This is a genomic window from Nocardioides thalensis, from assembly GCF_013410655.1.
In the GTDB taxonomy this organism is placed as follows: domain Bacteria; phylum Actinomycetota; class Actinomycetes; order Propionibacteriales; family Nocardioidaceae; genus Nocardioides; species Nocardioides thalensis.
Genome location: NZ_JACCFP010000001.1, coordinates 221,226 through 248,117, shown reverse-complemented (window position 1 = coordinate 248,117; position 26,892 = coordinate 221,226). Strand labels below are relative to the sequence as shown.

Below are 26,892 nucleotides of genomic sequence, written 5' to 3'. Positions count from 1 at the left end.
GGTTGGCGTGCCGAGCCGTCACCCCGTGGCGTGGTGCACGAAGCACCAGCGCCAGTCCTCGCCCGGCTCGACGGATCGCATGACCGGGTGGGTCTCCTCGCGGAAGTGAGCCGTGGCGTGGCGCAGCGGGGAGGAGTCGCAGCAGCCGATCTTGCCGCAGTCGAGGCACATCCGGAGCGACACCCACTGCACGCCGGCGTCGATGCAGTCCTGGCAGACCAGGGCGCCGTCCGGGTCGCGCAGCGGCGTGCTCTCGAGGTGCTCGCACGACGCGCCCGCGGGCCGGGACCTCCGGCTGGTCTCGACGTTGGCCCGCTCCTCGTCCGCCGACTCGAGCATCGACTCCTCGATGTCGAGCATCGCGAGCACGTCGCTGACGATGTCGGACGGGACAGACCCGGTGGACCGGATCTCGAGCACCCGGGCCCGCTCCGCCTGGATCATCTCCTCGCGAACACGGGAGTAGAGCGCGCTGGGGCTCTCGACGTCGGCGGCCGTGCCGAGCCGCTCCCACGCGGCGAAGTTGCGCTGCTCGACCCGCTGCTCGATCAGCGCTCGTACGTCGTGCGGGTCGTCGAACTCCAGCTCCTTCAGCCGCTTGTTGCCGGCCTTCGACGCCTGCTGCAGAAGCGTCGCCCGGGCGAGCGCGTCGTCGGTCGGGTCCGGCGACGGCACCCGCATCCGCCGGGCGACCCAGCCGAGCGTCATGCCCTGCCCCAGCAGCGTGCCGGCGACGACGGTGAACGCGATCATCAGCAGCACCTCGCGGTGCTCGAACGACTCCGGGATGACGAACGCGGCCGCCAGCGTCACCACGCCGCGCATGCCGGCCCAGCCGATGAGGAACGTGTACTGCCACGGCGGCGGCTTGCCCGTGTCGGGGTCCGGGCCTGGCCGGATCAGCAGGTAGCGGGCCGGGAACACCCACGCCATCCGCAGTACGACGACCGCGACGAGCGTCGCGAGGCACACCGCGACGATCGTGCTCGTCGGGAGCGGGCTCTCGCGCACGTCGTCGATCAGCACCCGGGCCTGGAGCCCGATCAGCAGGAAGACCGTGTTCTCGAGGACGAACGCGATCGTGCGCCAGTTCATGCGCTCGGAGATCCGCGCCTGCGCGCTCTGGAGGATCGGCGCCTTGTGCCCGAGCAGCAGCCCGGTCACGACCACAGAGATGACGCCCGACGCATGGATCTCCTCGGCCGCCAGGTAGGCGCCGAACGGCACCACGAGCGACAGGGCGGTGTCGACCAGCGGGTCCTCCAGCCGCTTCCGCACCGCCGCGACGACGATGAACACGGCCAGACCGACGGCCACGCCACCGAGCGCCGCTACGACGAACTCGCTGCCCACCTCCCACGCGGTGATCCCCGTCCCGGCGGCCGCGATCGCCGTACGCAGACCCACCAGGGCGGTCGCGTCGTTGAGCAGCGACTCGCCCTCGAGGATCGTCACGATCCGCCGGGGCAGCCCGATCCGGCGGCCGATGGCGGTCGCCGCGACCGCGTCGGGCGGAGCCACCACGGCACCGATCGCGAAGGCTCCCGGCCAGCCGACCTCCGGAACGATCGCGTGCACGACGAGTCCGACGCCCACCGTCGTGAACGCCACCAGCCCGACCGACAGCAGCAGGATCGGCCGCCGGTTGGCGTTGAAGTCCACGAGCGACGTCGACATCGCCGCGGCGTACAGCAGCGGCGGCAGCAGCCCGAGCAGCACGACCTCGGCCTCGAGGTGGATCTCCGGCACGCCCGGCACGTACGACGCCGCCCACCCGACGATGATCAGCGGGATCGGCGCCGCCAGCCCGTAGCGCTCGGCGACGGCGGTGACGGCCAGCACGGTGACCGCGACGGCCACGAGCAGCATCGCGATCTCCATGGCCACATTCTCACCTGTGGGCGAGCGCGCGGATCCGCTCGTCCAGCCCACGCCGGTCGGCACGGGAGACGACGGCCTCGATGACCTCGATGCCGCCGTTGGGCGAGGCGAGGGCCTGCTCGAGCTCGGGCAGCGAGGTGACCTTGAGGTACGGCGTGCGGGTCGCGCCGCAGAGGGCACCGAGGTCCACGCCGTGCGGGGTGCCGAAGAGCCGCTCGAACGCGGGCGCCAGGGGCGCGGCCCCTTGCTCGAGCATCGCGAAGATCGAGCCGCCGTCGTCGTTGGGCACCACGATCGTCAGGTCCGGCCGCTGCTCCTGCGGCCCGAGCACCAGGGACGACTGATCGTGCAGGAACGTCACGTCGCCCATCAGCGCGAGCGCCCGCGTCGAGTCCGGCCGCCCGAGCGCGGCGCCGATCGCGGTGCTGATGGTGCCGTCGATCCCCGCGAGCCCGCGGTTCGCGATGATCTTGCGCCTCTCGCCCACGGTCGCCGGCCGGTGCATCAGGTCGAGGTCGCGGATCGGGCTCGACGCCCCCACCACGAGGAGGCCGCCGGCCGGCAGTGCCCGCGACACCGCCCCCGCAACGGCGTACGGCGTCAACGGCTCCTGCGCGAGCAGCGCGTCGAGCCGTCGCCCGACCTCCCGGTCGGCCTCGCGCCAGCGGTCCAGCCAGTCGGAGTCGTCGGCGCTCTCGGCCTCCGGCCGTCCGTCGAGCACGGTCGCGCCGGGCGGTCGCACCGGCCACACGCCACGCCCCGGCACGACGAGCACCTCGACGTCGCTGCGCTCGAGCAGCGCGGTCACCGGCCGGGAGAGTGTCGGGCGCCCGAACACCACGACCCGCTCGATCTCGGCGCCCAGCGGCCCGGCGAGTAGTGGGCGGTAGCAGCGCATCGCGTTGTCGCCCGTGCGTGCGCCGCTCGACGGCTCGGCCAGCAGCGGCCATCCTGCTCGCTCGGCCAGGACTCGCGAGGGTGGGCCCGCGTCGTCGCCCGCCACGACCACGGTCCGCGGGCCTCCACGCAGGCGGACAACGCCAGCCACCGCGGCGGCGCCCGCGACGCCGGCGGAGCCGGTGGATCCGGCGGAGCCGGAGGGCCCGGCGGGAGCATCGTCGATGACGCGCCGGCCGGAGCCACCGGATTGCGCGACCACAGAGCCGCGCGCGGCAAGACGCTCTGCGACCGGAGGGCCCTCCGGCGCAGCCGGAGGAGCCGGTGCAGCCGGCGTCGCGGGTGCCGCCACCTCGAGCTCTCCGGGCACCAAGGGCACATCGAGCTGCACGTTGACGTGGGTCGGCCCGTCCTCCGCCCACGGAACGTCGGCGAGGTCGTCGATGGTCGCGAGATCGTGGGTCCGCACGAGCGGCCCGAAGATCCCCACCTGGTCGGTCGTCTGGTTGGCGCCGGTCTCCCGCATCCGCGCGGGCCGGTCGGCGGTGACGACAACGACTGCGATCCCGGCGTGCGCCGCCTCGAGCACGGCGGGGTGCAGGTTGGCGACGGCCGTCCCCGACGTACACACCACGGCGGCGCGAGCACCGACCTTCGAGAGACCCAGCCCGAGGAAGCCCGCGGAGCGTTCGTCGATACGGGTGTGCAGCCGCAGCCGACCGGCCTCCGCTGCGGCCCAGGCAGCGAACCCCAGCGGCGCGTTGCGCGAACCGGGCGCCAGCACGATCTCGGTCACCCCGGCGGCCAGCAGCCGGTCGACCACGGCGGCTCCGAGCTCGACCCCGGCCACGCGCTCGCTCACCGTCGCAGGCTCTCACGCAGGGCGCGTACGGCGGCGAGGCGGGCCTCCCAGTGCTCGACCCGGTCGGGCGCGGCGGCCAGCGCCTCCGCAGCAGCCGGGTCGACCGCCGGCTGCCGGACCGGGAGAGCACCGTCGACCGGCAGCAGCGGCTCCACCGCCACGTCGTCCTCGAGCAGCGAGACGGTCGCGAGCCCGCAGGCGTAGGGCAGCTCCGGCAGCGCGGCCGCGAGCGCGACACCCGCCGCGATTCCCACCGAGGTCTCCAAGGCCGACGACACCACGACCGGCAGACCGATGTCCTCGGCGATCCGCAGGCAGGCCCGCACCCCGCCGAGCGGCTGGACCTTCAGCACCGCGACGTCGGCGGCGGCGAGGTCGCGCACCCGGTAGGGGTCCGCGGCCCGGCGGATCGACTCGTCGGCGGCGATCGGCACGTCCACGCGGCGTCGAACGGCGGCCAGTTCCTCCACCGTCGCGCACGGCTGCTCGGCGTACTCAAGACCGCTGGCGGCGCGGTCCAGCGCGACGATCGCAGCGACGGCGTCGTCGACCGACCAGGCGCCGTTGGCGTCGATGCGCACCTTCCCGCCGGCGCCGAGTGCGTCGCGGACGGCCTCGAGCCGGGCCTCGTCGTCGGCGTGCGTCTGGCCGGGCTCGGCCACCTTGACCTTGGCGGTGCGGCAGCCCGAGCCGCTGACGATCGCGTGGGCCTGCTCGGGGCCGACGGCGGGCACGGTCGCGTTGACCGGCACCCGGTCGCGCAGCGGCGCCGGCCAGTCGCCGGCCGCGGCCTCCTCCGCGCAGCGCAGCCACGGCTCGGCGACCTCGGGCGGGTACTCCAGGAAGGGGCTCCACTCGCCCCACCCGGCCACACCGTCGAGCAGCGCGACCTCGCGGACGGTGATGCCCCGGAATCGGGTCCGCATCGGGATCGAGAGCACCTTCATCGCACGAGCTCCCGCAGGGCGAGGCGGTCGGGCTTGCCGTTGGGCAGCAGCGGGATCTCGTCGAGCACGACGAGCTGGCGCGGTGCCCAGGGGCGCGGGTGGGCGTCGGCGACCCAGTCGCGGAGGTCGTCGAGGCCCGCGCTGCCGACCACGAAGGCGACCACCCGGCTCCCCCACTCCTCGTCGGGCACGCCCAGCACCTCCGCCTCCCGCACGGCCGGGTGCTGCCGCAGGCGGGCGGCCACGGCCGGGCCGGGCACGTTGAGCCCGCCGCTGACGATCACGTCGTCGACCCGCCCCAGCACCCGCAGCCGGCCGTCGTCGTCGAACCGGCCGGCGTCGGACGTCACGTACCACCCGTCGACCAGCGTCTCGCGCGTCAGCTCCGGCTGGTCGAGGTACTCGTCGAACAGTGTCGGCCCGGTGATCCGGATCCGGCCGGCCTCGCCGAGCGCCACCGCGACGCCGTCGAGCGGCACCCCGTCGTAGACGCAGCCGCCCGCGGTCTCCGCGGCGCCGTACGTCGCCACCGTGCGTACGCCGGCCGCGGCCGCCCGCTCGCGCAGGGCCGGGTCGATCGGGCCGCCGCCGAGGAGGACTGTGTGCGCGCGCCGCAGGGCGTCGGTGTCCTGGGGCGACGCGAGCATCCGTGCGAGCTGGGTCGGCACGAGCGAGACGAACCACCCCTCGTCGTCCGGCCAGCCGTCGCGCTCCAGCCAGACCGGGTCGTGCCCGGCGACCAGGGAGCGGGTGATCACCTGCACGCCGGCGACGTACGTCGGCGGCAGCGCGAGCACCCACCGGCCGGTGGCGCCGAGCCGGCGGGCGGAGAGCTCGACCGAGGCGAGCACCGCCGTGCGCCCGAGTGCGACCTCCTTCGGCGCCCCGGTCGACCCGGACGTGGCGACCACGAGCCGGACCCCGGACGGCCCGTCGAGCCAGGCCCGCACCTGGTCGACGACCTCGGGTGCGGCGTCCTGCGGGGTCCAGAAGCTCACAGGCTGAACCTACCGAGAGAAGACCTTCGTGCTCTCGGTCACCGTTGCCTGAAATCCGGTCGCGGATGTCGGCGGTCTCGGGAAGGATTCTGCGCGATGAGCACGACGACCTCGGGCGACCAGCGGGGCTTCCTCCGCCGGCTGATCCCGCCCACGCCGATGTCCAAGCGGTTGGCGACCAACTCGCTGCTGTTCTCGACCGGCGAGGGCACCTGGATGACCGGCAGCGCGGTCTTCCTGACCCAGGTCGTCGGGATGTCGGTGCCCAAGGTCGGCCTCGCTCTCACCGTGGTCGGGATCGCCGAGTTCCTGCTCGCCTACCCGGCAGGCCGACTGGTCGACCGGCTCGGCCCCAAGCGGGTCTGGGCGGTCACGACCCTGGGGCGGGCCGGTTGCTTCGTCGTGCTGCCGTTCGTCGAGGGCTTCGGCCAGTACGTCGCCGTCGGCCTGGCGTTCGCCGTCTTCGGGTCGGCCGGCTTCTCGGCCTACCAGGCCTACGTCCTCGACGTGCTCCCCCGGAAGGAGCGGGTCGAGACCCAGGCCTACATGTACTCGGCGCTCAACGTCGGCTTCACCCTCGGGGCGCTCATCGGCGGCATCGCCCTGGCCTTCGACAGCCTCACCGTCATCCGGTGGACGCCGGGGTTCGCGGCCGGGCTGGTGCTGGTCAACGCGTGGTGGATCTCGCTGCTGCCCAAGGCCCCGCACGACCTCCGGGTCGCCAGCGGCGAGGCGCGGGTCAGGCCGTCCGGCCCGGGCCCGATCCGCAACGTCGGCTGGATCCTGGTCTCCTTCTTCGGCGGCACGCTGTGGACCAACCAGGTGCTGCTCAACGTGGTGATCCCGCTGTGGCTGGTCGACTACACCGACGCACCCTGGGGCCTGCTCGCCTGGCTGTTCGGCACCAACACCGTGTTGTGCATCTTCCTGCCGGCCTACACCTCGAAGGGCGTCCGCAACGTGCGCGACGCGATGCGCTACGTCTGGATCTCGACCGCGTTCTTCGTCGGCTCCTGCCTGATCACGGCGGTGACCCACTCGACGGAAGGCCTGCTGACGATCGCCCTGGTCTGGCTCGGGCACGTGACGGTGACCGGCGCGGAGCTCGCGATCTCCGGCGCCAGCTGGGCGTTCGAGGCCGAGCTCATGGACCCGCGCCGCCGCGGTGAGTACCAGGGTGTCCAGGAGGTCAGCAAGCAGCTCGGCTCGATCTGGGCCCCGGCCCTGTTCACGCTCCTCGTGGTGTCGTGGGGAGGCGAGGGCTGGCTGGTCATCGCCGGCATCATCCTCGTGGCCACGGTCGCGATGGGCCCGTCGGTCGCACTGGCCGAGCGATTCCGCGACCAGCACTTCGCCGACCAGATGGACGACGGCGTACCCGAGCCGACCCCGGAGGAGGGCTACACGCCGCCGGTGCCGGTCGACCCGCTCGAGCCGGCGTGACCGGGCGGCGGAAGGATTCTCCACGATGAGCACGACGACCTCGGGTGACCAGCGGGGCTTCCTTCGCCGGCTGATCCCACCCACCGGGCTGTCCCGCCGCCTCGCGACGCAGTCGGCGCTGTTCGCGACCGGCGAGAGCACGTTCATGACGGGCAGCGCGGTCTTCCTGACCCAGGTGGTCGGGATGTCGCCCGGCAAGGTCGGGATCGCGCTCACGATCATGGGCGTGGCGGAGTTCCTGTTCGCCTATCCCGCCGGCCGGGTCGTCGACCGCTTCGGCCCACGCCGGATGTGGGCGCTGTCGACCGTCGGGCGGGCGGCGGCGTTCCTGGCCCTGCCGTTCGTCGAGGGCTTCGGCGCCTACGTCGGCGTCGCCATCGTCTTCGCGATCTTCGGCTCGATCGGCGAGTCCAGCCATCAGGCCTACGTCTACGACGTCCTTCCCCGCGGCGAGCGGGTCGAGACGCAGGCCTACATGTACTCCTCGCTCAACGTCGGCCACACCCTCGGCGCGGGGATCGGCGGCCTCGCGCTCGCCACGGGGAGCCTCGACGTCATCCAGTGGACCCCGGTCTTCGCCGCCGCGATGATGCTGGCCAACGCCTTCTGGATCAGCCGGCTCCCCGCCGCCCCCCACGACCTGCGCGCGGCCAGCGGTGAGCGGCGGACGCGTCCGACCGGCCCCGGGCCGCTCCGCAACCCGGGCTGGATCCTGACCACGTTCTTCATGGGCGTGCTCTGGACCAACCAGACCCTGCTCCAGGTCGTGATCCCGCTGTGGCTCGTGGTGGCGACCGACGCGCCCGACGTGCTGCTGGCGTGGCTCTTCGGCACCAACACCGTGCTGTGCATCTTCCTGCCGGCGTACACCTCGAGTGGCGTGCGCACGATCAACGACGCCCTGCGCTACACCTACGTCTCCTCGGCGTTCTTCATCGTCTCGTGCGTGATCACGATGATCACCCACTCGACGGTCGGCCTGATCACGGTCCTGCTGGTGTGGCTCGGCCACGTGACGGTGACCGGCGCGGAGCTGGCGATCTCCGGCGCAAGCTGGTCGTTCGAGGCCGAGCTGTCCGACCCCGACCGCCGTGGTGAGTACCAGGGTGTGCAGCAGGTGAGCGGCGCGCTCGGCTTCCAGTGGGCTCCGGCGCTGTACACGTTCCTCGCCTTCAGCTGGCACGGCGGCGAGGGCTGGCTGGTGATCGCCGCGATCATCGTCGCAGCGACGATCGGCATCCGCCCGTCGGTGCGCCTGGCCGAGCGGTTCCGCGACCAGCACTTCCCGGAGGCGGCGGACGAGACCCCGACCGAGCCGCGCGTGGTCATGCCCACGCCCGACCAGGCCGGCCCGACGCCCGACCCGCTCGAACCCGCATGACCGGGCGGCTCCTGCGCCTCCTCGGCCCCACGCCCCTCGTCCGGCGGCTCTCGGAGCAGTCGATCCTGTCGGCGTTCGGCGACGGCGTCTTCCTCACGGGCAGCGCGGTGTTCTTCACCCAGATCGTGGGGTTGTCCGCGGCCCAGGTCGGACTGGGCCTGACGATCGCGGGCGTCGCCACCTTCCTCGTCGCGGTGCCGCTCGGCAAGCTCAGCGACAGGTACGGCGCCAAGCGCGTCTGGGTCGTCTCGTCGGCGCTCGAGGCGCTGCTGTACGTCGCCTGGCTCGCGGTCGGCGGGATGCTCACGTTCGTCGCGATGCTGATCGTCCTCGAGGTCGTGATCTCCAGCAGCCGCTCGGCGCGCAACGCCTACCGGTTCGACATCTTCCCGCGGGAGGAGCGGGTCTCCTCCAACGCCTACTTCCGCGCCGCCCGCAACGTCGGCTACACGCTCGGCGCACTGCTCGCGGGTGTCGCGCTGGCGTTCGACAACGACGCCCTCATCCGGCTCGTCCCGGTGGTGACTGCGGTCCTGCTCCTGCTCAACGCGCTGCTCATCTCCCGCCTGCCGACCGTCGCCCACCACGTGGAGGAGCAGCCGCTCGCCGAGGCGCTCGAGGAGGCCGGGTCGCGGCGCAGCGCGCTGCGCAACCGGGGCTACCTCGCCACCGCGATCCTCGGCGGTGTGCTCGGCACCCACCAGGTGCTCCTCAACGTCGTGATCCCGCTGTGGCTGGTCGACGAGACCGACGCGCCACGGGTGCTGATCGCCTGGCTCTTCGGCACCAACACACTCATGGCGGTCTTCCTGCAGGTCGCCGCGGCACGGGGCATCGTCACCGTGGCCGACTCGCTGCGAGCGCAGCGGCGGGGTGCCTACTTCTTCCTGCTGTCCTGCGGGATCGTCGCGGTCACCCACGACACCGTCGGCTGGGTCACCATCGCGCTCGTCTGGATCGGCCACGTCACCGTGACCGGCGCCGAGCTGTTCCAGTCCGCCGGCGAGTGGGGCCTCCAGGCCGAGCTCTCCGACCCCGATCGACGCGGCGAGTACCAAGGGGTCTCCCAGCTCGGCTACACCGTCGGCACGGTGTGGGCGCCCGCGGCCTACACCTTCCTCGCGATGGAGTGGGGCACCGAGGGCTGGATCGTCATCGCCGCGATCATCGTGCTCGCCACCGTCCTCATCCATCCGGCAGCGAGAGCCGCCGAGCGGCACCTGGAGCGCGAGGGCATCACGCAGCCTGCTTAGATCGCTGCACCATGGCAACACCCGCACACTGGCTCGCCGGAGCCCGCCCCCGCACCCTGCCCGCGGCCGTCGCGCCCGTGCTCGCCGGCACCGGCGTCGCCGTCCACGTCGACGAGGCGGTCTGGTGGAAGGCGCTGTTGGCGCTCGTCGTGAGCCTCGCGCTCCAGGTCGGCGTCAACTACGCCAACGACTACTCCGACGGCATCCGCGGCACCGACGCCGACCGCGTCGGCCCACTCCGGCTGGTCGGCTCGGGGCTCGCCTCGCCCGCCGCGGTGAAGCGGGCCGCGTTCCTGGCCTTCGGGGTCGCGGGCGTGGCCGGGCTGGTGCTCGCGGCCACCACCGCGTGGTGGCTGCTCGCGGTCGGCGCCGTCAGCGTGGTTGCCGCCTGGTTCTACACCGGGGGCTCGAAGCCCTACGGCTACCTCGGCCTCGGCGAGGTCATGGTGTTCGTGTTCTTCGGGCTCGTCGCGGTGGTCGGCACGACGTACGTCCAGACCGAGGAGTGGTCCGACGGCGGTGTCCCCGCCCTGCTCGCGGGAGTCGGCGTGGGGTCGATCGCGTGCGCCATCCTCGTCGCCAACAACCTGCGCGACATCCCCACCGACCGCGTCGCCGGCAAGATGACGCTCGCGGTCCGGCTCGGCGACCGGCTCACGCGCTGGTGGTACGCCGCGCTGCTGGTCCTCGCCGTCGCCGCGCTGGTGGCCCTCGCCTGCTGCACGACGTGGTGGGCGCTCCTCGGCCTGGTGCTCGCGCTGCCGGCCGTGCCGGCCGCGCGCATCGTGCTCGGCGGGGCCGGCGGCCCGGGCCTGATCCCGGTCCTCCAGAAGACCGGCGTGGCCGAGCTCTTGTGGGCGGCCGGCGCCGCGGCCGGACTGGTCATCGGCCGCTGACCGACGGTCAGTCGGTGTCCTCCTTGGACCGGCTCTCCTCGAGCTTGTCCGCCACCTTGCCTGCCCGTCCCTCGACCTTCACTGCGAACGCCTCGCGCTGCCGCTCGAGCAGGAAGTACGACGCGATCCCGCTGATCACGAACGCGATGACGATCACCCACAGCAGGGTGACCGAGTCGGCAACGAGGAACCAGATGCCGAACACGATCGCGAACGAACCGACGAACAGACCGAGCCGCAGCAAGGTGTAGATCCAGAACTCCTTCACCTCGCCAGGGTAGGCGAGCGAGCGAGCCGGCGGCGAAGCCGCCAGGTGTTCCCGGCAGGTGTTCCCGATTCGTGACCCCGGATCGGTCCGCGGGCTTTCCGGGCGACCTACATTGGAGGGGTGCTGAAGTTCTTCATCGTGATCGCGGTGTTCGCCGCCGTCACCTACCTGGTGACGCGGATGCTTCAGGAGCGCGGCGAGGGCGGCGGCCCCGCCGTACGGCGCCGCCCGCAGCGACCCTCGCAGCCGCCGCGCCCGATCGCGCCCGACGACGACATGGACTTCCTGCGCGACCTCGACCGCAAGCGCCGGCACCCGACGGATCCCGACGAAAGCTGATCGGTCTCGATACGTCCTCGCCTAGCGGCTCGGACTACTCGACCACCGATGGTCGACGACGGGGCGCTCGACGGCGTAGGAGTGCTGGCTGGAGTTGCCGGCGAAGAAGTTCACGCCGATGAAGTTGAACCACAGGGTCGCCAGGCCCACCAGGGCGAGGATCGCGGCGTTGCGGCCCTTCCACCCGGCGGTCGCTCGCGCGTGGAGGTAGCCGGCGTAGACCACCCAGGTGATGAACGCCCACACCTCCTTCGGGTCCCAGTTCCAGTAGCGCGACCAGGCCTCGTGGGCCCAGATCGGGCCGGTGATCAGCACCGCGAACGTCCACACCGGGAACGCGAACGCGTGCACCCGGTAGGCGAGCTTGTCGAGCGCGTCGAGCGTCGGCACCCGGCCGAGCCAGCCGGCCAGCTCCTCGCCCTCGCCGAGGCGGCTCTCGGCGCGCTTCTTCACCAGGTAGACGACCGAGGCGATGCCGCCGATCGTGAACGCGCCGGTGGCGATGATGGCGGAGACGACGTGGATGACGAGCCAGTAGGACTGGAGCGAGTCCATCAGCGGCGCGACCGGCTTGTAGAGCCAGATCACCGCGACCATCAGCGTGGTCAGGACGAAGCCGACGACGAGGGGCGCCATCCAGTGGAGCCGGAACCGCTTGTAGAGCACGAGGTACATCAGGGACACGACGAACGTGCCCGAGATCGTGAACTCGTACATGTTGCCCCAGGGCACCCGGTTGGGCGACGCGGCCATCCCGCGGCCCACGAGGGCGATCAGGTGGGCACCCGCGGCGATCACCGTCAGCAGCAGGCCCACCCGGCCGAGGAACTCGGCACGCTCGGAGTCGGTACGGCGACCGCCCTCGCCGTCGGTGGTTGAGGTGCGAGGCGCCCCAGCGCCGAGCCTCGAAACCTCCGACGTGTCGGCGCCGACCAGCGCCTCCTCCGGGAGGGCCACCGCCTTCGGCTTCCGCAGCGAGGCCCACTCCGCCAGGTGGACCAGCAGCGCGAGGAAGTACACGATCCCCGCAGCGCCGATCGCCTGGTTGCTCAGCGTCTCCCACGCCTCGTTGCTCATGCCTGGCTCACCTGTTCCTCCTGCAAACGCCTCACGATGTCCGCGACGACCTCGCCGACCTCGTCGTTGCCCGAGCGGTCCAGGACCGCCACCTCGACGAGCGTCCGCCCCATGGTGGCACCCTCGTCCGCACTGCCCTCGCCCGCGGGCCCCGACGGCACGGTGCGCGCCCGCACCCACACCCGGCGCGGCCGGATGAACAGCGACCCGCACAGCCCGATCAGCGCCAGCACGACGCCGACGAGAGCGACCTCCTTGCCGGGGGTCTGGCTGATCTGGACCCGTACCCACGGCTGGACGCTCTCGAACTCCACGCTGCCCAGGCCCGGGATCTTCTTCCGCTCCCCCAGCCGGAGGTCGAGCCGCACCGGCTTGCCGTCGTCGTCGGTGACCTGGGTGGCGCTGTCCTTGTCGAGCACGTAGACCGACTGCGCCGCTCCGTCGTCCAGCCCGAGGTCGCCGCTGTAGACGAGCATCGAGACCAGGGGGAAGAGGTCGTCGGGGAAGACCGAGACCGGGTTGCCGTCGACCATCTCGAACGTCGGGTAGAGCAGGCCGTCGAGGCCGATCTGCTCGGGCTGCGCCGCCGGGGCCTTGATCACGCCGTACGACACGAAGCTGGCGTCCTGCGGCAGGAAGACCGTCGGCCCGCTGTAGGCGACGTTGCCCTCCCCGTCGCGCACCGTGATCACCGGTGCGTAGCCGTGGCCGATGAGGAAGACGTCGGTGTCGCCGATCGACAGCGGGTGGTTGACCCGGAGGTCGTACTGCTTCTCCTCGCCGTCCTTGCCCTGGTGATAGCTCACGTCGGCCGAGAACCCCTGCGCGGTGCCGGCGTTGGGCCCTTCCCGCAGCCAGGTGGCGTCGAAGTCCTCGACGGTGAACCCGAACTCGTCGAGCTGGTCGGGGGTGAACAGGCCGCCGGGGTCGAAGTCGTCGTACTGCGTGAGCGTGTTGCTGAAGACGCCGCACTTCGCGCAGTCGTCGTTCGCCTGCACGATGATCACGCCGCCCTGGTAGCCGAACAGGCCGCCGATCGCGAAGCCGGCCAGCACGACCAGCACGGACAGGTGGAACACCAGGTTGCCGACCTCGCGGAGCCGGCCGCGCTCGCCGCCCACGAAGTCGTCGCCGGCGGCCGTACGGCGGAGCCGGTGCCTGCGTCCGAGCACCTCCCTCGCCCGCTCCAGCACGATCTCGGGCGCGAGGTCGGTCTCGTAGGACGTCGCGTCCGGCATCCGCTGCAGGTTGCGCGGCGCCGCGGGCGGCTCGGCACGGAACGCCTTCAGGTAGACGAGGGTGCGCGGGATGATGCAGCCCACCAGCGACACCACGAGCAGCAAATAGATCGCGGAGAACCACACCGAGTCGTAGACCGAGAACAGGTCGAGCTTCTCGTAGATCGGCGTGAGGTCGGGGTGCTCGTCCTTCCACCGCGAGACCGCGAGCGAGTCGACGCCGCTCTGCGGGATGACCGAGCCGGGCACCGCAGCGAGCGCGAGCAGGAGGAGCAGCACCAGCGCAGTGCGCATCGAGGTGACCTGGCGCCAGGTCCAGCGCAGCAGCTCGCGGGCGGTCAGCTCCCCCGGCTTCCGACCGGTGGTTGAGGTGCGAGGCGCCCTAGCGCCGAGCCTCGAAACCTCCGGCTCGTCGGACTTGCTCACACCGACACCTCGAAGGTGGAGACGAGGTGCCGCTGCACCCACTGCACCAGGTGGTCCCAGGAGCCGGTGAGCATAAGGACGCCGACGATCACGAGCATCGCGCCGCCGATCCGCATCACCCACACCTGGTGCTTGCGCACCCACTTCAGCGCGCCGAGGGTGCGCTCGTAGGCGACCGCCGCGACCACGAACGGCAGCCCGAGGCCGATGGCGTAGCAGAGGGCGAGCAGGCCACCCCGCGCCGCCGTGCCGCCGTCGGCGTAGGTCAGGTTGATGATGACGCCGAACGTCGGGCCGATGCAGGGAGTCCAGCCGATCGCGAACAGCGCGCCGAGCAGCGGCGCGGCCGCGACCCCCACGGCCGGCACCTTGTGCACCCGCCACTCGCGCTGCAGCCACGGCACGACGCCGGCGAAGACGAGCCCGAGCACGACCAGGCCCGCCCCGAGGACGATCGTCAGGGTGTCCTGCCACTGCTGTAGCTCGCCGGCGAGCCCGCCGAACGCCGTACCGGCGAACACGAAGACGACCGCGAAGCCGAGCACGAACAGCAGCGACCCGGCCAGCATCCGGCCGCGCTTTCGAGCGGCCACACCCGAGGCGAGGTCCGCGCCCGAGAGCCCGGTGGCATAGGAGAGGTAGCCCGGCAGCAGCGGGATCACGCAGGGGGAGAAGAAGGACACCAGACCGGCGACGACGGCGACCGGGATCGCGAGCGCGAGCGAGCCGGCGGCCGCCTGGGTCTCGAACCACTCACCCATCAGCGCTCTCTTCGGCGACCAGTTCCTCGACGAGCGCGGTGAGGGTCGTCTTCGACGGCACCGGGCCGTTGATCAGCGCGGCGACCCGGCCCTCGCGGTCGAGCACCAGCGTCGCCGGCGGGGAGTAGGGCTCGTAGGACCCGAAGCGCGCGAGGGTCTCGCTGCCGGGGTCGTAGATCGACGGGTAGTCGACGCCGCGGCTGCGCTCGAACGCCTCCGCGGTCGCGGTCGACAGGTCCCGGATGTTGATGCCGACGAACTCGGTGTCCTTCTGCGGCAGCTCGCTCTCGGCCTCGACGAGCATCGGCATCTCCTTGATGCACGGCCCGCAGTTGGACCACCACATGTTGACGACGACGACCTGCCCGCGCAGGTCGGCGAGGTCGAGGTGGTCGCCCTGCACCGTCTCGCCGCTGATCTCCACCGGGTCCTCGCGGTCGGCCGCGTCCACCTCGATCACCCGGCCGTCGCCCGGCACGTAGTCGAGGTCGCCGGTGCCCGAGACGTCGGAGCAGCCGGTCAGGGCCCCGAGCAGCAGGGCGCCGACCAGCACGCGGAGACGAGCGGAGGAGCTCAGTTTCGCTTCCCCTCGGGCTTGACCTCTTCGGGGGCGTCGCCCGCCGAGAACGGCGCGCCCCGGTCGCCCTTCGGCACCAGGTCGATCGCGGGCTCGGAGTAGGACACCTGCGCGACCCGGTCACCCACGAAGTGGAGCGAGGTCACCGAGCACAGCGTGCACTGCCGCTTGCGCGGGTCGTGGAGGAACGACCGGCCCTCGACGTGAAGCCGCGTGGTCCAGATCGGGAGCTGGTGGCTCACGAGCACGCCCTCGTGGCCCGCCGCGGCGCGGCGTACGTCGTGGACGGCGGCCATCATCCGCGCCACGATCTCCTTGTAGGGCTCGCCCCACGACGGCTTGAACGGGTTGTAGAGGTGGCGCCACAGCAGCGGGTTGCGCAGCGCGTTGCGGCCCTTGCCGAACTGGTGGCCCTCGAAGACGTTGGTCGACTCGAGCACCCGCTCCTCGAGGTCGACGGTGAGGCCGAGCTTGTCGGCGAGCGGCGCGGCGGTCTCCTGCGCGCGCTCGAGCGGCGAGGAGCGCAGCACCGTGACGTCACGCTGCGAGAGCGCCTCGGCGGCCTTGAGCGCCATCTGCTTGCCGAGGTCGGAGAGGTGGAACCCGTCGCGGCGGCCGTAGAGCACACCTTCAGGGTTGTGGACCTCGCCGTGGCGGACCAGGTGGACGACGGTGTCGGGTGTGGCCATCAGTTGCCTCCAGCGGCGGCTGCCGCGCGCGCGGCGTCGGGCAGGGCGTCGAGCACGGCCTGCACCGCGCGGTCGTCGTGGGCGGCGGAGAGGAACCACGCCTCGTAGGCCGACGGGGGCAGGTGCACGCCGCGGTCGAGCATGGCGTGGAAGAACGCGCCGTAGGCGGCCGAGTCGGTGCGCTGCGCCTCGGCGTAGTCGGTGACCGGCCGGTCGGTGAGGAACACGGAGAACATCGAGCCGGTGGACTGGATGACGTGGGGTACGCCGGCCGCGGCGAACGCGTCGGCGACCGCGGGCCGCAGGGTGTCGGCGACGGCCCCGAGGTGGGCGTAGACCTCGTCGGTCGCGAGCCGCAGCGTGGCCAGGCCGGCCGCGGTGGCGATCGGGTTCCCGGAGAGGGTGCCGGCCTGGTAGACGGGACCCTCGGGCGCGAGGTGGTGCATCACGTCGGCGCGGCCGCCGAACGCTGCCGCCGGGAGGCCGCCGCCCATCACCTTGCCGAACGTCATGAGGTCGGGCGTCCAGCCCTCGACCGCGCCGTCGGTGCCCCACTGGCCGCTGCGCGACACCCGGAAGCCGGTCATCACCTCGTCGCTGATGAAGAGCGCACCGTGGGCGCGGCAGGTCTCCGCCAGGAACTGGTTGAACCCAGGAGCCGGCGGGACGACGCCCATGTTGCCCGGCGCCGCCTCCGTGATCAGGCAGGCGATCCGGTCGCCGTGCTCGGCGAACGCGGCCGCGACCGCCTCGCGGTCGTTGTAGGGCAGCACCAGCGTCAGCTCCGTCGACGAGGCGGGGACGCCGGGCGTGCCGGGGATCGAGAACGTGGTCAGCCCGGAGCCCGCGGCCGCGAGCAAGGAGTCGACGTGGCCGTGGTAGCAACCGGCGAACTTCACGACCACGTCGCGGCCGGTGAAGCCGCGGGCGAGCCGGATCGCCGACATCGTCGCCTCGGTGCCCGACGAGACCAGCCGGAGCCGCTCGACCGGCGTCCGGGCAACGATCTCCTCGACCAGCGTGACCTCGCCCTCGGTGGGCGTGCCGTACGACGTGCCGCGGGCCACCGCCGCCTGGACGGCCGCCACCACCTCCGGGTGGGCGTGACCCAGGAGCATCGGCCCCCACGAGCACACCAGGTCGACGTACTCGTTGCCGTCGACGTCGGTCAGCCAGGCCCCGTGCGCCGAGGTGATGAAGCGCGGGGTGCCGCCCACCGCGTTGAACGCGCGGACCGGCGAGTTGACCCCGCCCGGCGTCACCGCGCGCGCCCGGTCGAACAGGGCGTCCGAGGCGGTCGTGCTGCGGGCGGTCGGAGCGGTCGTCACCGACTCATTGTCGCCGATGGGCCCGAGGAACCCACATCCGGGCCGGGGTCGTCGATAGGGCATCGTCGGGTCGCGGCGCTGGAGGCGCGCCGTGAGCGGGCCCACAGACATGTGACACCCGTAACTCCCCTGTGCCACCATTCGTTGTAGGCGAGTCTGGTCGCGCGGGAGGCGTGGCGGCCGGCGACGAGCGGGCCTCGAGGGATGGCCTGCGCAAAGAGTTCGGCCCGGCCAGGCCAGGGGGAGAGAGACACACCATGTCGACAAAGCGTCTTGGGAAGGTTCAGCGCGCAGCGACCATCGTGCCGCTGGCGCTGCTTTCCATCGCCTGGACCGCCAGCGTCTACGGCATCGGCGGCGTCACGGCGCCCATCTCCGCGGCCGAGGAGCCGGTCGACGACACGATCAGCGTGCCGACCGACGAGATGGACGAGCCCGCGAGCGTCACGAACCCCAACCCCGGCTCGGTCCGGGGTGGCGAGATCGTCAACGCGGCGTCCACCAACGACATCCCCTCCTCCGCGCTCGCCGCCTACCAGCGCGCCGAGACGGTGATCAACGCCGCCGACAAGTCGTGCAACGTGACCTGGCAGCTGATCGCCGCGATCGGCCGCGTGGAGTCCAACCACGGTCGCTCCGGCGGCAACGTCCTCGACGACGACGGCGTCGCGCGCCCGGGCCTCTACGGCAACCCGCTCAACGGCACCAAGGGCACCACGGCGATCTCCGACACCGACGCCGGCCAGCTCGACGAGGACACCCGTTGGGACCGCGCGGTCGGCCCGATGCAGTTCATCCCCTCGACCTGGCAGGTCGTGGGCGTCGACGCCGACAACGACTCCGAGCGCAACCCGCAGGACATCGACGACGCGGCCCTCGCCAGCGCCGTCTACCTCTGCTCGGGTGACGACGACCTGTCGACCCTGACCGGCCAGCGCTCCGCGGTCTACCGCTACAACCACAGCCAGACCTACGTCGACCTCGTGCTCTCCATCATGGAGGCCTACCTCGAGGGCGACTTCCAGACGATCCCCGACAACACGATGGCCGGGGACTACATCTACCCCGACCTCCCCGACTACGGCGACTACTACGGCGGCGGCGGGGGCGGGTCCTCCGACGACAACAACGAGGAGTTCGAGGGCGAGGGCGACAACGGCGGCGGCGACGGCATCGACCCGGACGGCGACTCCGATGGCGAGAACCCCGACGGCGAGAACCCCGACGGGGAGAACCCCGACGGCGAGGACCCCGACGGCGACAACGGCGGTGGCGGCGGCGGCCTGCTCGACCCGGACAACAACAACGCGCCCGACACCGGCACCGACCTCGACGAGCCGATCGAGAACCTCGTCGACGGCCTGCTCGGCCCGCTCGACGCCACCCTGGTCAACGTCTCGTGCACACTGGCCTACCCGCTGAACGCCGAGATGCGACAGAAGTGCATCGCGTCCTACCAGTGATGCCCACCAGCTGAGCGAGCTCTCCGCTCGACACGCTCGACCCCGGACCCACCCCCCTAGGTTCCGGGGTCGAGACCTTTTTCGGGGTCGGGCGGAGGACCGAGGTGGCGGCGCTCAGCGCAGCAAGCGGGCCGCCTCGACGGCCCAGTAGGTGAGGATCACGTCGGCGCCGGCGCGACGGATCGCGGTGAGGGTCTCGAGGATCGCGGGCTCGCGGTCGATCCAGCCGTTCGCGGCGGCGGCCTCGACCATGGCGTACTCCCCCGAGACGTTGTAGGCGGCGACGGGCACGTCGACCGCGTCGCGGACCTGCCGGATCACGTCGAGATAGGCGAGCGCCGGCTTCACCATCACGATGTCGGCGCCCTGCTCGACCTCGAGCAGCGACTCACGCACGCCCTCGACCGCGTTGGCGTAGTCCTGCTGGTAGGTACGACGGTCGCCCTGGAGGCTGGAGTCGACGGCCTCGCGGAACGGCCCGAAGAAGGCCGAGGCGTACTTCGCGCCGTACGCCAGGATCCCGGTGTCGGTGTGCCCGGTCGCGTCCAGCGCGTCGCGGATCACCGCGACCTGGCCGTCCATCATGCCGCTGGGGCCGACCATGTCGACACCCGCCGCGGCCTGCACGACGGCCATGGCGGCGTACCGCTCCAGCGTCGCGTCGTTGTCGACCTCGCCGTCCTCGCGGAGTACCCCGCAGTGGCCGTGGTCGGTGAACTCGTCGAGGCACAGGTCGCTCATGACGACGACCGCGTCGCCGACCTCGGCCTTCACGTCGGCGATCGCGACGTTGAGGATGCCCTCGGGGTCGGTGCCCGCGGAGCCGATCGAGTCCTTGGTCTCCGGGATGCCGAAGAGCATCACGCCCTTGACCCCGGCCTCGGCGGCCTCGACGACCGCCTTGCGCAGCGTGTCGCGGGTGTGCTGCACGACGCCCGGCATCGACCCGATCGGCAGTGGCGCGTCGATGCCCTCCCTCACGAACGCGGGAAGCACCAGCTGCTCGGGCCGCAGCGCCGTCTCGGACACCATCGCCCGGATCGCCGGCGTACGGCGCAGCCTCCGCGGTCGGATCACGGGCCGCTCGAACTCGCTCATGCGCCGATTCTCCCCCACCGCCGAATCACCCTCCATGGTTGGCCGAATCGCCCTCCATGGTTCGCCGAGTTGCCCCTCATGGTCCTTCGAATCACCCGTCATGGTTCGTCGAAGCGGGCCTCGTGGTTCGCCGTGTGGTCATCGCTGATGGCGCGCGTCCTGCGGTCGGCGTACCCCAAGCCACGGCATGACCATCAGGGTCGATTCGGCGAACCATCGCGGCTGATTCGACCGACCACGACGGCCGATTCGGCTCACTCGGCCTTGCGGCGGCGCCCCGACGGCTTGCGGTCCGACGGCTTGGTGACCGGCTCGCCGGCCTCCAACAGGGCGGCGCGGCGGGCGGCGCCGAAGCCGGCGAGGGCGTCGGCGAGGACCTCGACGTCGGGCTTGTCGGCCATGACGTCGACCCGCAGGCCGTGCTCCTCGGCGGTCTTGGCCGTGGCGGGGCCGATCACCGCGATGACCGTCGACGGGTGCGGCTTGCCGGCGATGCCGACGAGGTTGCGCACGGTCGAGGAGGAGGTGAAGACGACCGCGTCGAACTTGCCCGTCTTGATCGCGTCGCGGGTCGGCGCCGGCGGCGGCGCGGCCCGGACGGTGCGGTAGGCGGTGACGTCGTCGCACTCCCAGCCGAGGTCGATCAGGCCCGCGACCAGGTTCTCGGTCGCGATGTCGGCACGGGGCAGGAAGACCCGGTTGATGGGGTCGAGGACGTCGTCGTACTCGGGCCAGACCTCGAGCAGGCCGGCGGCGGACTGCGACTCGGCGGGCGGCACCAGGTCGGGCCGCAGGCCCCACTCGAGCAGCGACGCGGCGGTCTTGTCGCCGACGGCGGCGATCTTGAGGCCGGAGAACGCGCGGGCGTCGAGGCCGTACTCCTCGAACTTCTCGCGTACGGCGCGGACCGCGTTGACCGACGTGAACGCGATCCACTCGTAGCGGCCCTCGACGAGGCCGCGCACGGCCTTGTCCATCTGCTGCGGGTTGCGCGGCGGCTCGACCGAGATGGTCGGGACCTCCTCCGGCACGCCGCCGAAGTGGCGCAGCCGGTTGGAGAGCGAGGCCGACTGCTCCTTGGTGCGGGGCACCAGGACCCGCCAGCCGAAGAGCGGCTTGGTCTCGAACCACGACAGCGTCTCGCGCAGGTCGACGACCTTGCCGATCACGGTCACGGCCGGCGGCGACACGCGCTGGGCGCGCGCGTCGGCGGCGATGTTCTCCAGGGTGGAGGTGACCGTGCGCTGCTCGGTGGTCGTGCCGACCTGGGTCATCGCGACCGGCGTCTGCGGCGAGCGGCCGGTCTCGATCAGCTGCTGGGCGATCTCGCCGATCTGGCCGACCGCGGAGAGCAGGACCAGGGTCGGGGTGTCGCAGTAGCGGCTCCAGTCGACCTTCTCGCCGCAGGTCACGACGGCGACCTCGCGGTGGTCCTTGGTGGTGAGCGGGATGCCGGCGTACGCCGGGACCGCGCCGACCGAGGAGACGCCGGGGACGACCTCGAAGGAGATGCCGGCCTTGGCGACGGCCTGCGCCTCCTCGGGCCCGGAGGCGTAGAGGAACGGGTCGCCGGCGAGCAGCCGCACGACGCGGGCGTGCTTCTTCGCGTAGCGGACCACCACCTTCGCGCGGGCGGCGTGGGTGAGCGGCTGGCCGTCCTCGCCGAAGCCGCCGTCGACGACCTCGAAGCCGGCCTCGGCGCTCGCCTCGTCACCGGTGGTGCCGCGCACCACCCGGATCAGGTCGGCGTGCTCGGGCGCCTCGGTGATGATCACCGAGGCCTCCTCGATGAGGCGCAGGGCCCGCACGGTGAGCAGGTCGGGGTCGCCGGGGCCGGTGCCGACGAACGCCACACCCCCGGCGGTGGTCGAGGGAGCGGTGTTGGGGGCAGCCTGGGCTGTCTTGCGCGTCATGCGTTGTGCACCTCTGCAGATCCTGCTTCGTGGGCGGGGTCAGGGGAAGGGTTCGGGGGCGTGGCCGGGTCGTGCGGGTCGGTCTCGTCGAGGCGTCCGGCACCCTCGGCGAGCATCTCCTCGGCGAGCGAGGCGCCGAGGGCGACCGCAGCGTCCTCCCAGCGCTGCGGGTCGTCGGTGGCGAGCGGCGCCGACGCGGAGCGTCGGACGGACAGGGAGCCGTCGGTGGAGAGGACCACGACGCGGAGCCACAGCTCCGGTCCCTCCTCCCCCTCGGCGATGTCGGCGAGGGCGCCGATCGGCGCGGAGCAGCCGCCCTCCAGGGTCGCGAGCGCGGAGCGCTCGGCGGCCACGGCCGCGCGGGTCGGTACGTCGTCGACGGCCGCGAGCGCCTCGACGAGCGCGTCGTCGGCGCGGCACTCGACCGCGAGCGCGCCCTGGCCGGGCGCGGGCAGCATCTGGAGCGGGTCGAGGACCTCGGTGACCACGTCGAGACGGTCGATGCGGGCGAGACCGGCGCGCGCGAGCACGACCGCGTCGAGCTCGCCGGAGGTCACCTTGCCGAGACGGGTGTCGACGTTGCCGCGCACCCCGACCACGTCGACGCCGAGCCCGAGCGCGTGCAGCTGCGCCGCACGACGCGGCGAGCCGGTGCCGACCGTGCTGCCGGCCGGGAGCTCGCCGAGGGTGAGGCCGTCGCGGGCCACGACGACGTCGCGCGGGTCCTCGCGCGGAGGTACGGCGGCCAGCGCGATGCCCTCGGCCGGGAGGGTGGGCAGGTCCTTGAGCGAGTGGACGGCGACGTCCACGTCACCGGCGAGCAGGGCGTCGCGGAGGGCGTTGACGAAGACCCCGGTGCTGGAGCCCACGAGCGAGGTGCCGGCCTGCTGGGACCGGTCGCCCTCGGTGGTGATCTCGACCAGCTCGGTCGCGACGCCCAGCCGGTCGCGCAGCAGCGCCGCAACGTGCTCGGACTGGGTGGTCGCGAGCAGGCTCCGCCTCGTCGCGATCCGGATGGTGCGGGTGGCGGTCGTCATGACCCACCGTCCTCGGGCACGCCGATCGGCCGGGTGACGGCGTCGACGGCCTCGGGGTCGAGCGCGAACAGCTCCGCGAGCGCTGCGGCGTAGGAGACGGCGCCCTGCTCGTTGGCGAGCTCCTTCACCCGGACGGTGGGCTCGTGCAGGAGCTTGTCGGCGACGCGGCGCACGGTCTGCCGGATCTCGGCCAGCTCGGGGCCGTCGAGGTCGGGCAGGCGGGTCTCGAGGCGGGTCATCTCGGCGTCGACGACGGCGGTCGCCATCGACCGCAGGGCGACGACCGTCGGGGTCACGTTGGCCTGCCGGCGGGCGGCGAGGAAGGCGGTGACCTCCTCCCCGAGGATCCGGCGCACCTCCAGCACCTCGGCGCCGGTCTCGCTGTCGTGCAGCGCCTCGGCCAGCTCGGCGAGGCCGACGAGGGTGACGCCCGGCAGCTCGGCGACCGTGGGGTCGACGTCGTGGGGCAGTGCCAGGTCGATGACGGTGAGCGGGCGATCGGTCTCGCGCGCCGACGCCACCAGCTCGCGGCCGATGAGGGTGCCGGCGGAGCCGGTGCAGCTGATGAGGACGTCGGCTCCGCCGATTTCGGCGGCGAGCTGCTCGAGCGCGACGGCGCGGCCGCCGTACTGCGCGGCCAGTCGCTCGGCACGCTCGGTCGAGCGGTTGACCACCGCGATGTCGGCGGCGCCGAGCTTGCTGACCGTCGCGGTGGCGAGGCCGGCCATCGCGCCGGCGCCGACGACGACCACGCACTTGCCGGCCAGGTCGCGGGTGCCGCTCTGCGTCAGGGCCGCGGTGACGAGCGTCGGCGCGACCTGGTCGATCCCCGTCTCGGCGCGGGTCCGCTTGCCGACGCGCAGGGCCTGCTGGAAGAGCACGTTGAGGGCGGAGCCGACCGTGCCGAGCTCCTGGCCGCGGCGCAGCGCCTCCCGGGTCTGGCCGAGGATCTGGCCCTCGCCGACCGCCATCGAGTCCATGCCGGCCGCGACCTGGAACAGGTGCGAGATGGCGCCGTCGTCGTAGTGCACGTAGAGGTGCGGCAGCATCGCCTCGGTCTGCGCGCCTGCGCGCTCGACGAGCAGCCGCGAGATCGCCTCCACGCTGCCGTGGAAGCGGTCGACCTCGGTGTAGATCTCGAGCCGGTTGCAGGTCGAGATCACGGTCGCCTCGGAGACGTGCTCGGACGCGGCGGCGTCGGCGATGAGCTTCTGCACGCCGTCGTCGTCGAGCGCGACCCGCTCGAGCAGGGAGACCGGGGCGGAGTTGTGGGAGATGCCGACCACGAGGACGCTCACAGGGCCGCCTCCGTCACTTCGGGAACGCCGTCGGCCACGCCGTCGGGCAACGAGCCCTGGGCGCCGTGGGCCTTGCGCTGCTCGTGGTAGGCCAGGATCTGCAGCTCGATCGACAGGTCGACCTTCCGCACGTCGACGCCCTCGGGCACCGTGAGCACCGCGGGCGCAAAGTTGAGGATGCTGGAGATGCCGGCGGCGACCATCCGGTCGGCGACGTTCTGCGCGGCGAGCGCGGGCGTGGCGATGACGCCGATCGCGACACCGTGCTCCTCGACGATCGACTCCAGGTCGTCGAACGGCTGTACGGCGACGCCGGCCACCAGCTCGTCGTGGCGCTCGGGGTCGGCGTCGAGCAGCGCCACGACCCGGAAGCCGCGGCTGCGGAAGCCGGAGTAGTTGGCGAGCGCGTGGCCCAGGTTTCCGATGCCGACGATGACGACCGGCCAGTCCTGCGTCACGCCGATCTCGCGCGCGATCTGGTAGCGGAGGTACTCGACGTCGTAGCCCACGCCGCGGGTGCCGTAGCTGCCGAGGTAGGACAGGTCCTTGCGGAGCTTGGCGCTGTTGACCCCGGCGGCGGTCGCGAGCTCCTCGCTGGAGCAGGTGCGGATCCCCGACTCGGAGAGCGCGGTGAGGGCACGCAGGTACACGGGCAGGCGGGCGACCGTGGCCTCGGGGATGACCCGGGCGGTCTCGCTCGAATTCCGTGCGCTCACAGCTCTGCTTCCTAGCCACACTCACGGCGGGCGCGGCTCACTCACTGTAGGAGTTTGTGAACGCGAGAACAAAATCCGAGGCCGGGCCGTTCCGAGGCACGAGGAACGGCCCGCTCGGCCGAGGAGATCGAGTAGACGAAGGTCACCCCGGAGCGCCAGCGACGGGGTGACCGGAGTCGTATCGAGATCCGATCAACGCCCCCCAACACACCAGCGCGAGCCGTGCGCGCCGGAAGGATCAGCGGCCGCGCAGCGCGGCCCGCAGCCGCACCGGACTCACCCGCCAGAAGTCGTGCTGCCGGCCGTCGACGAACGTCACCGGGATCTCGTTGGCGAAGCGCTGCTCGAGATCGGCGTCGCCCACGATCGAGACCTCCTCGTAGGACTCCCCCACCTCGGCGCACACGGCCTCGATCACCGCCCGGGCCTCGTCGCAGAGGTGGCATCCCGGCCGGGAGTACAGCGTGACCCGGGGACCGGTTGTCGAGGAGGCCTCCCCGCGATCGTCACGAGACACTAGATCAGCCCCAGCGTGCGGCGGCGCTCCTCGCCGCGCAGCCGGCCCTTCTGCACCTTGCCGGTCACGGTGCGCGGCAGCGTCTCGACGACCTCGATCCGCGCGGGGTGCTTGAACCGCGCGAGCTGGTCGGCGCACCGCGCGCGTACGTCGTCGGCGACCCGGCCTGCGTCGGCGCCGGGATCGTCAGGTACGACGTACGCCACCACCGCCTCGCCGGTCGTCTCGTCCGGGACGCCGATGACCGCGGCCTGCCGGACGCCGGGGACCTCCTCGATCACCGCCTCGACCTCGGTCGGGTAGACGTTGAAGCCGGACACGATCACCAGCTCCTTGACGCGGTCGACCAGGAACAGGTCGCCGGCCGGGTCGAGGAAGCCGAGGTCGCCCGTGGACCACCAGCCGTCGCCGTCGGGTCCGCCGCCCCCGTCGGGCCAGTAGCCGGTGAACAGGTTGCCGCCGCGGATCTGGATCTCGCCCGGGTCGTCGGCGGCGGCGCCCAGGACCGGGCTCCCGTCCTCGTCGACGAGTCGCAGCTCGATGCCGCCGAGGGCGGCGCCGACCGACCCCGGCTGCGGGTCGGCGGAGCACAGCGTGCTCGTCACCACCGGCGCGGCCTCGGTCAGGCCGTAGCCCTGGTGCACGGGGATGCCGGTGAGCTCGCTGAACCAGGTGACCGTCTCGGCCGACAGCGGCGCGGAGCCGGACAGCACCAGCCGCACCGGCCCGAGCCGCTCGGCGAGGGCCTCGACGTGCTGCCAGTGCGCGAAGACCGGTGGCGCCACGGGCACCACGCTGCACGCCTCGTCCTCGATCAGGTTGAGCGTGCCCTCGGGGTCGAACCGGTCGGTGAGCACCAGCTTGGCGCGGTGCCGGATCACCCCGCCGAGCACCGCGTTGAGGCCGTAGACGTGGAAGAGCGGCAGCACGCCGAGCACCACGTCGTCGGGGTGGATCATCGGCGGCTCGACGGCCGCCACCTGCTCGATGTTGGCGAGCAGCGCGCGGTGGGTGAGCATCACGCCGCGCGGGACGCCGGTGGTGCCGCCGGTGTAGAGGAGGACGGCGAGCTTCTCCGGGTCCGGGATCGGCGGGACCGCGCGAACGGCGGTGGCGCGGAGGCCGTCGTACGACAGCTCCCCGTCCAGAGCCGGTGCGCCGACGACAACCACGGGCACGGGCTGCTCTGACACCTGCGCCGCCTCCCGCACGACGGACACCGTGGACGCGTCGGCCACGACGAGCCGCGCCCCGGAGTCGCCGAGCATCCGAGCCAGCTCGGCCGCCGTGGACTGCGGGTTCACGGGTACGGCGACCGCCTGCGCGCGCAGCACGCCGAGGTACGTCGTCACGAACTCGATCCGGTTGCCGGTCACGATCATCACCCGGTGGCCGCCGACGATCCCGGCGGCGCCGAGGCCGCTCGCGACCAGGTCCACCTCGTGGTCGAGCTCGGCCCAGGTGAGGCCGCGACCACCGGCCTCGACGACCGCCAGCCGCTCGGGCACGTCGGCGGCCGCCGCGCTCACGAGCTCGGCGACGTCGGAGACAGGCATAGGAGCGATCCTAGGCCGCGCGCCTGGGGGAGG

Annotated in this window: 24 protein-coding genes; 6 read left to right on the top strand and 18 right to left on the bottom strand. The window is 72.4% G+C overall.

The annotated features are described in order from the left end of the window. Positions 1-18 precede the first annotated feature (18 nt). From HNR19_RS01205 to HNR19_RS23360, 4 genes are read right to left on the bottom strand one after another with little or no spacing between them, the layout of a single operon-like run. The gene (locus HNR19_RS01205) at positions 19-1,881 is read right to left on the bottom strand and encodes a Na+/H+ antiporter (protein WP_179666173.1); all 1,863 of its coding nucleotides are present in this window, start codon (positions 1,879-1,881) and stop codon (positions 19-21) included. 10 nt (positions 1,882-1,891) lie between these two features. Then, complete coding sequence (gene menD / locus HNR19_RS01200; protein ID WP_343046998.1) at positions 1,892-3,640, bottom strand: 2-succinyl-5-enolpyruvyl-6-hydroxy-3-cyclohexene-1-carboxylate synthase; 1,749 nt, start codon at positions 3,638-3,640, stop codon at positions 1,892-1,894. Continuing rightward, positions 3,637-4,587: an o-succinylbenzoate synthase gene (locus HNR19_RS01195; protein ID WP_179666172.1), complete on the bottom strand. Its 951-nt coding sequence runs from the start codon at positions 4,585-4,587 to the stop codon at positions 3,637-3,639. The genes menD and HNR19_RS01195 overlap by 4 nt, the downstream gene beginning before the upstream one ends. Continuing rightward, complete coding sequence (locus tag HNR19_RS23360) at positions 4,584-5,585, bottom strand: AMP-binding protein (RefSeq protein WP_343046997.1); 1,002 nt, start codon at positions 5,583-5,585, stop codon at positions 4,584-4,586. Before HNR19_RS23360 ends, HNR19_RS01195 begins: the two co-directional genes overlap by 4 nt. Positions 5,586-5,681: 96 nt before the next feature. On the opposite strand from HNR19_RS23360, the gene HNR19_RS01185 reads away from it, so the two are divergent. The 4 genes from HNR19_RS01185 to HNR19_RS01170 are packed head-to-tail and all read left to right on the top strand — an operon-like array spanning position 5,682 to position 10,558. Continuing rightward, complete coding sequence (locus HNR19_RS01185) at positions 5,682-7,028, top strand: MFS transporter (RefSeq protein ID WP_179666171.1); 1,347 nt, start codon at positions 5,682-5,684, stop codon at positions 7,026-7,028. A 25-nt stretch (positions 7,029-7,053) separates the two neighbouring features. Beyond that, complete coding sequence (locus HNR19_RS01180) at positions 7,054-8,409, top strand: MFS transporter (RefSeq protein WP_179666170.1); 1,356 nt, start codon at positions 7,054-7,056, stop codon at positions 8,407-8,409. Beyond that, a complete protein-coding gene (locus tag HNR19_RS01175; RefSeq protein WP_179666169.1) occupies positions 8,406-9,662 on the top strand; it encodes an MFS transporter in 1,257 nt (418 codons plus the stop codon). The genes HNR19_RS01180 and HNR19_RS01175 overlap by 4 nt, the downstream gene beginning before the upstream one ends. Before the next feature lie 11 nt (positions 9,663-9,673). Next, positions 9,674-10,558 carry a 1,4-dihydroxy-2-naphthoate polyprenyltransferase gene (locus HNR19_RS01170; protein ID WP_179666168.1) on the top strand — a complete coding sequence of 295 codons (885 nt, stop codon included), beginning with the start codon at positions 9,674-9,676 and terminating at the stop codon, positions 10,556-10,558. Between the two features lie 7 nt (positions 10,559-10,565). On the opposite strand, the gene HNR19_RS01165 is transcribed toward HNR19_RS01170, so the two are convergent. After that, entirely contained in the window at positions 10,566-10,826 is a 261-nt protein-coding gene (locus HNR19_RS01165) for a DUF4229 domain-containing protein (RefSeq protein ID WP_179666167.1), read from the bottom strand. A gap of 120 nt (positions 10,827-10,946) precedes the next feature. Here HNR19_RS01165 and HNR19_RS01160 point away from each other — a divergent pair, with 120 nt between their 5' ends. Further along, entirely contained in the window at positions 10,947-11,165 is a 219-nt protein-coding gene (locus tag HNR19_RS01160) for a hypothetical protein (RefSeq protein WP_179665963.1), read from the top strand. A gap of 21 nt (positions 11,166-11,186) precedes the next feature. Here HNR19_RS01160 and ccsB read toward each other — a convergent pair whose 3' ends face one another. Genes ccsB through hemL form a run of 6 tightly spaced genes read right to left on the bottom strand, consistent with a single transcriptional unit; the run spans position 11,187 to position 17,261 of the window. Next, a complete protein-coding gene (gene ccsB, locus HNR19_RS01155) occupies positions 11,187-12,242 on the bottom strand; it encodes a c-type cytochrome biogenesis protein CcsB (RefSeq protein ID WP_179666166.1) in 1,056 nt (351 codons plus the stop codon). Further along, positions 12,239-13,906, bottom strand: a complete 1,668-nt coding sequence (gene resB / locus HNR19_RS01150) for a cytochrome c biogenesis protein ResB (protein WP_343046995.1) — start codon at positions 13,904-13,906, stop codon at positions 12,239-12,241. The genes ccsB and resB overlap by 4 nt, the downstream gene beginning before the upstream one ends. Further along, the gene (locus HNR19_RS01145) at positions 13,903-14,667 is read right to left on the bottom strand and encodes a cytochrome c biogenesis CcdA family protein (protein WP_179666165.1); all 765 of its coding nucleotides are present in this window, start codon (positions 14,665-14,667) and stop codon (positions 13,903-13,905) included. Before HNR19_RS01145 ends, resB begins: the two co-directional genes overlap by 4 nt. After that, positions 14,660-15,220: a TlpA disulfide reductase family protein gene (locus HNR19_RS01140; protein ID WP_343046994.1), complete on the bottom strand. Its 561-nt coding sequence runs from the start codon at positions 15,218-15,220 to the stop codon at positions 14,660-14,662. The genes HNR19_RS01145 and HNR19_RS01140 overlap by 8 nt, the downstream gene beginning before the upstream one ends. A gap of 20 nt (positions 15,221-15,240) precedes the next feature. Further along, positions 15,241-15,933 (bottom strand): histidine phosphatase family protein, encoded by a 693-nt coding sequence (locus HNR19_RS01135; protein WP_179666164.1) that lies wholly within the window; start codon positions 15,931-15,933, stop codon positions 15,241-15,243. Next, positions 15,933-17,261: a glutamate-1-semialdehyde 2,1-aminomutase gene (gene hemL / locus HNR19_RS01130; RefSeq protein WP_343046993.1), complete on the bottom strand. Its 1,329-nt coding sequence runs from the start codon at positions 17,259-17,261 to the stop codon at positions 15,933-15,935. Before hemL ends, HNR19_RS01135 begins: the two co-directional genes overlap by 1 nt. 257 nt (positions 17,262-17,518) lie before the next feature. On the opposite strand from hemL, the gene HNR19_RS01125 reads away from it, so the two are divergent. Then, the gene (locus HNR19_RS01125; protein WP_179666163.1) at positions 17,519-18,724 is read left to right on the top strand and encodes a lytic transglycosylase domain-containing protein; all 1,206 of its coding nucleotides are present in this window, start codon (positions 17,519-17,521) and stop codon (positions 18,722-18,724) included. Positions 18,725-18,838: 114 nt separating this feature from the next. Here HNR19_RS01125 and hemB read toward each other — a convergent pair whose 3' ends face one another. The 7 genes from hemB to HNR19_RS01090 all read right to left on the bottom strand — a co-directional run bounded on the left by hemB (position 18,839) and on the right by HNR19_RS01090 (position 26,859). Continuing rightward, a complete protein-coding gene (hemB, locus tag HNR19_RS01120; protein WP_179666162.1) occupies positions 18,839-19,822 on the bottom strand; it encodes a porphobilinogen synthase in 984 nt (327 codons plus the stop codon). Between the two features lie 254 nt (positions 19,823-20,076). After that, positions 20,077-21,735, bottom strand: coding sequence for a bifunctional uroporphyrinogen-III C-methyltransferase/uroporphyrinogen-III synthase (locus HNR19_RS01115; RefSeq protein WP_179666161.1), 1,659 nt, complete (start codon positions 21,733-21,735; stop codon positions 20,077-20,079). Continuing rightward, the gene (gene hemC / locus HNR19_RS01110; protein ID WP_179666160.1) at positions 21,732-22,772 is read right to left on the bottom strand and encodes a hydroxymethylbilane synthase; all 1,041 of its coding nucleotides are present in this window, start codon (positions 22,770-22,772) and stop codon (positions 21,732-21,734) included. Before hemC ends, HNR19_RS01115 begins: the two co-directional genes overlap by 4 nt. Further along, on the bottom strand, positions 22,769-24,070 hold the full coding sequence (locus tag HNR19_RS01105) for a glutamyl-tRNA reductase (protein ID WP_179666159.1): 1,302 nt from the start codon (positions 24,068-24,070) through the stop codon (positions 22,769-22,771). The genes hemC and HNR19_RS01105 overlap by 4 nt, the downstream gene beginning before the upstream one ends. After that, a complete protein-coding gene (locus HNR19_RS01100) occupies positions 24,067-24,786 on the bottom strand; it encodes a redox-sensing transcriptional repressor Rex (protein ID WP_179666158.1) in 720 nt (239 codons plus the stop codon). Before HNR19_RS01100 ends, HNR19_RS01105 begins: the two co-directional genes overlap by 4 nt. Before the next feature lie 238 nt (positions 24,787-25,024). Beyond that, complete coding sequence (locus HNR19_RS01095) at positions 25,025-25,303, bottom strand: glutaredoxin family protein (protein ID WP_179666157.1); 279 nt, start codon at positions 25,301-25,303, stop codon at positions 25,025-25,027. Next, the gene (locus HNR19_RS01090; RefSeq protein ID WP_179666156.1) at positions 25,303-26,859 is read right to left on the bottom strand and encodes a class I adenylate-forming enzyme family protein; all 1,557 of its coding nucleotides are present in this window, start codon (positions 26,857-26,859) and stop codon (positions 25,303-25,305) included. The genes HNR19_RS01095 and HNR19_RS01090 overlap by 1 nt, the downstream gene beginning before the upstream one ends. Between the last annotated feature and the right edge of the window lie 33 nt (positions 26,860-26,892).

Excerpts from the sequence above, each read along its gene's own strand:
- ccsB (WP_179666166.1), bottom strand. The coding sequence starts at position 12,242 with ATGAGCAACGAGGCGTGGGAGACGCTGAGCAACCAGGCGATCGGCGCT.
- HNR19_RS01195 (WP_179666172.1), bottom strand. The coding sequence starts at position 4,587 with ATGAAGGTGCTCTCGATCCCGATGCGGACCCGATTCCGGGGCATCACC.
- HNR19_RS01205 (WP_179666173.1), bottom strand. The coding sequence starts at position 1,881 with ATGGAGATCGCGATGCTGCTCGTGGCCGTCGCGGTCACCGTGCTGGCC.
- hemC (WP_179666160.1), bottom strand. The coding sequence starts at position 22,772 with ATGACGACCGCCACCCGCACCATCCGGATCGCGACGAGGCGGAGCCTG.
- HNR19_RS01180 (WP_179666170.1), top strand. The coding sequence starts at position 7,054 with ATGAGCACGACGACCTCGGGTGACCAGCGGGGCTTCCTTCGCCGGCTG.
- HNR19_RS01145 (WP_179666165.1), bottom strand. The coding sequence starts at position 14,667 with ATGGGTGAGTGGTTCGAGACCCAGGCGGCCGCCGGCTCGCTCGCGCTC.
- HNR19_RS01090 (WP_179666156.1), bottom strand. The coding sequence starts at position 26,859 with ATGCCTGTCTCCGACGTCGCCGAGCTCGTGAGCGCGGCGGCCGCCGAC.
- HNR19_RS01135 (WP_179666164.1), bottom strand. The coding sequence starts at position 15,933 with ATGGCCACACCCGACACCGTCGTCCACCTGGTCCGCCACGGCGAGGTC.
- HNR19_RS01115 (WP_179666161.1), bottom strand. The coding sequence starts at position 21,735 with ATGACGCGCAAGACAGCCCAGGCTGCCCCCAACACCGCTCCCTCGACC.
- HNR19_RS01175 (WP_179666169.1), top strand. The coding sequence starts at position 8,406 with ATGACCGGGCGGCTCCTGCGCCTCCTCGGCCCCACGCCCCTCGTCCGG.
- hemB (WP_179666162.1), bottom strand. The coding sequence starts at position 19,822 with ATGAGCGAGTTCGAGCGGCCCGTGATCCGACCGCGGAGGCTGCGCCGT.
- HNR19_RS01185 (WP_179666171.1), top strand. The coding sequence starts at position 5,682 with ATGAGCACGACGACCTCGGGCGACCAGCGGGGCTTCCTCCGCCGGCTG.
- HNR19_RS01125 (WP_179666163.1), top strand. The coding sequence starts at position 17,519 with ATGTCGACAAAGCGTCTTGGGAAGGTTCAGCGCGCAGCGACCATCGTG.
- HNR19_RS01170 (WP_179666168.1), top strand. The coding sequence starts at position 9,674 with ATGGCAACACCCGCACACTGGCTCGCCGGAGCCCGCCCCCGCACCCTG.